The organism is Coleofasciculus sp. LEGE 07092 (genome assembly GCF_015207375.1).
Lineage (GTDB): Bacteria > Cyanobacteriota > Cyanobacteriia > Cyanobacteriales > Coleofasciculaceae > LEGE-07092.
Genome location: NZ_JADEWY010000258.1, coordinates 1 through 2,742, shown reverse-complemented (window position 1 = coordinate 2,742; position 2,742 = coordinate 1). Strand labels below are relative to the sequence as shown.

General features: G+C 48.7%; 3 protein-coding genes and 1 pseudogene. 2 read left to right on the top strand and 2 right to left on the bottom strand.

What is annotated here, in order from left to right:
* Positions 1–155, top strand: a pseudogene (locus IQ257_RS29315) (photosystem II protein D2); the annotation flags it as partial.
* On the top strand, positions 139–1,524 hold the full coding sequence (gene psbC / locus IQ257_RS29310) for a photosystem II reaction center protein CP43 (RefSeq protein ID WP_193882578.1): 1,386 nt from the start codon (positions 139–141) through the stop codon (positions 1,522–1,524). The pseudogene IQ257_RS29315 and the gene psbC, both read left to right, overlap by 17 nt.
* Positions 1,525–1,743: 219 nt before the next feature.
* Here psbC and IQ257_RS29305 read toward each other — a convergent pair whose 3' ends face one another.
* Positions 1,744–2,097 carry a phenylpyruvate tautomerase MIF-related protein gene (locus tag IQ257_RS29305; protein WP_193882581.1) on the bottom strand — a complete coding sequence of 118 codons (354 nt, stop codon included), beginning with the start codon at positions 2,095–2,097 and terminating at the stop codon, positions 1,744–1,746.
* A 60-nt stretch (positions 2,098–2,157) separates the two neighbouring features.
* Positions 2,158–2,640 (bottom strand): flavin reductase family protein, encoded by a 483-nt coding sequence (locus tag IQ257_RS29300; protein ID WP_193882582.1) that lies wholly within the window; start codon positions 2,638–2,640, stop codon positions 2,158–2,160.
* Positions 2,641–2,742: the final 102 nt, after the last annotated feature.

Sequence of the window (2,742 nt, the reverse complement as noted above, 5' to 3'; positions counted from 1 at the left end):
AAATCCGTGCGGCTGAAGACCCAGAATTTGAGACGTTCTACACCAAGAACATCCTGCTGAACGAGGGAGTCCGGGCTTGGCTGGCTCCTCAAGATCAGCCTCACAAAAACTTTGTATTCCCTGAGGAGGTTCTACCCCGTGGTAACGCTCTCTAATACTTCTATGGTTGCGGGTAATCGCGACCAAGAATCATCAGGTTTTGCCTGGTGGGCAGGTAATGCCCGTCTAATAAACCTCTCTGGTAAATTACTGGGTGCTCACGTTGCCCATGCTGGACTGATTGTCTTCTGGGCTGGCGCAATGACCTTATTTGAGGTCGCTCACTTCATCCCAGAAAAGCCTATGTATGAGCAGGGCTTGATTCTCCTGCCTCACATTGCCACTCTGGGCTGGGGTGTTGGACCCGGTGGTGAAGTTATTGACACCTTCCCCTACTTTGTGGTAGGTGTGCTGCACCTGATTTCCTCTGCTGTCCTGGGCTTAGGCGGTATCTACCACGCCGTTCGCGGTCCAGAAACCTTAGAAGAATACTCTGCCTTCTTTGGTTACGACTGGAAAGACAAGAACAAGATGACCACGATCATCGGTTTCCACTTAATCGTGCTCGGAATTGGTGCTTTCTTGCTCGTGATCAAAGCCATGTTCCTGGGCGGTGTGTATGACTCTTGGGCACCAGGCGGTGGTGATGTTCGCATCATTACTAACCCGACGCTAAACCCCGGTGTCATCTTTGGCTATCTCCTGAGATCTCCCTTTGGTGGCGAAGGCTGGATTGTCAGCGTCAACAACATGGAAGATATCATCGGCGGTCACATCTGGATCGGTCTGATCTGCATCTTTGGCGGTATCTTTCACATTCTCACTAAGCCTTTCGGCTGGGCTCGTCGCGCCTTCATCTGGTCTGGAGAAGCGTATCTCTCCTACAGTTTGGGTGCCTTGTCCTTGATGGGCTTCATCGCTTGCTGCTTTGTCTGGTTTAACAACACTGCTTATCCCAGCGAATTCTACGGTCCGACTGGTGCTGAAGCGTCTCAAGCTCAGGCTTTGACCTTCTTGATTCGTGACCAACGTTTGGGTGCAAATGTCGGTTCTGCTCAAGGACCGACAGGTTTAGGTAAATACCTGATGCGCTCTCCCACTGGCGAAATCATCTTCGGTGGTGAAACAATGCGTTTTTGGGACTTCCAAGGTCCTTGGCTGGAACCCCTACGCGGACCCAACGGTCTTGACCTCAACAAGATTCAAAACGACATTCAACCTTGGCAAGCTCGTCGTGCTGCTGAGTACATGACTCACGCTCCTCTGGGTTCTATCAACTCAGTGGGTGGTGTGGCTACGGAGATCAACTCCTTTAACTATGTGTCTCCCCGTTCTTGGCTATCGACGTCTCACTTTGTGTTGGGTTTCTTCTTCTTAATCGGTCACCTTTGGCACGCTGGTCGCGCTCGTGCGGCTGCTGCTGGATTTGAGAAGGGTATTGAGCGCGAGAGCGAGCCAGTACTCTTTATGCCTAACCTCGACTAAGTTTTCTCGATTCAGCTTTTGAGCTGAACGTTAAAGTTAGATAGTTGGAAGGTTCCTGTATAAAAACAGGAGCCTTTTTTCTTCAGTACTTGTGGTAAAAAGCCCTATTTTTAGGAATAGGGAGTAGGAAATAGGGAATAGTAAGGGAGCCAGTCGCACTCTTACGTTCATTCTGAACTCCTGTAATGACTGACTCCTTTACTTCTTATTGGTAACTAATTAACCAAACGTTGAGCTATTCCAGCCCCACATACTACCCTTAGCATCAGCAAACTCGATATATACTCGGTTTGGTGATACGCTCAGTTTTTCACTAACCACTTGACAAAAGTCTTCACTCATTGCCTTCGTTTGTGCTGGACTCATTGTGCCAATGTTTTTCACTTCGATATAGCAGGTCGGTTCAATCGTACCCCCAAAAGTCATCGCTACATTCGGCTCAAACGCTGTCATCACATAGGATTCAGGCTTACCTACGTGCTGCGCCAGTTTACCTGAAAGGATTTTCAGCAATCCTTCAATTAAGGATGGAGCTGGATTGCTAACAGAAGATTGAACTTTAATCAGAGGCATAGGCTTACTATCGCAACTTCTTTAAAAAATTTTGGGTTTTACAAAGCAGTTGGCTGCTATTTAGCCACCGTAGTTCCAACCCGTGCTTTCTAGCAAAAGCGGGGCTCCCTCGCGGTGGACGCCAGCACCAATCACTTCACCCACATAAACCGTGTGGTCGCCTTTTTCGACGGCGGCAATCACTTTACATTCGATGTAACCGAGGGAGTCAGTAATAATGGGACAGTCGGTTTCTGCTCCCTGGTAAAATTCCACATCTGCAAACTTATTGCCGACGCGACTCTGCGGCTTAAAAAATTGGGCTGCCATATCTTTTTGTCCGCTGCTGAGAAAGCTGATGCTAAATATCCCACTTTTTTTGAGCATTTCGTGGGAACCCGTCTCCTTCTTAATACAATTGACCACTAGTGGCGGCTCAAAGGAAGACTGCATCAACCAGCTCACCGTAAAGCCATTGAGTTCGTCACCGTCTTTGACCCCGCAGATATAAAGACCGTGCGGAATCTTGCGCAGCATCGTCTTTTTCGCTTGTTCGTCTAGCAAGAGTAGCTCTCCCTAACTGCTTTATCTATCGCATTAGTTTACCAACAGCAAGGGAAAAGGCGTAAGGGGTGCAGAGGAGATGGGGGAGATGGGGAGGCTGTC

Bases quoted from the DNA above. Each gene is read 5' to 3' on its own strand.
- IQ257_RS29305 (WP_193882581.1), bottom strand. From the start codon at position 2,097: ATGCCTCTGATTAAAGTTCAATCTTCTGTTAGCAATCCAGCTCCATCC.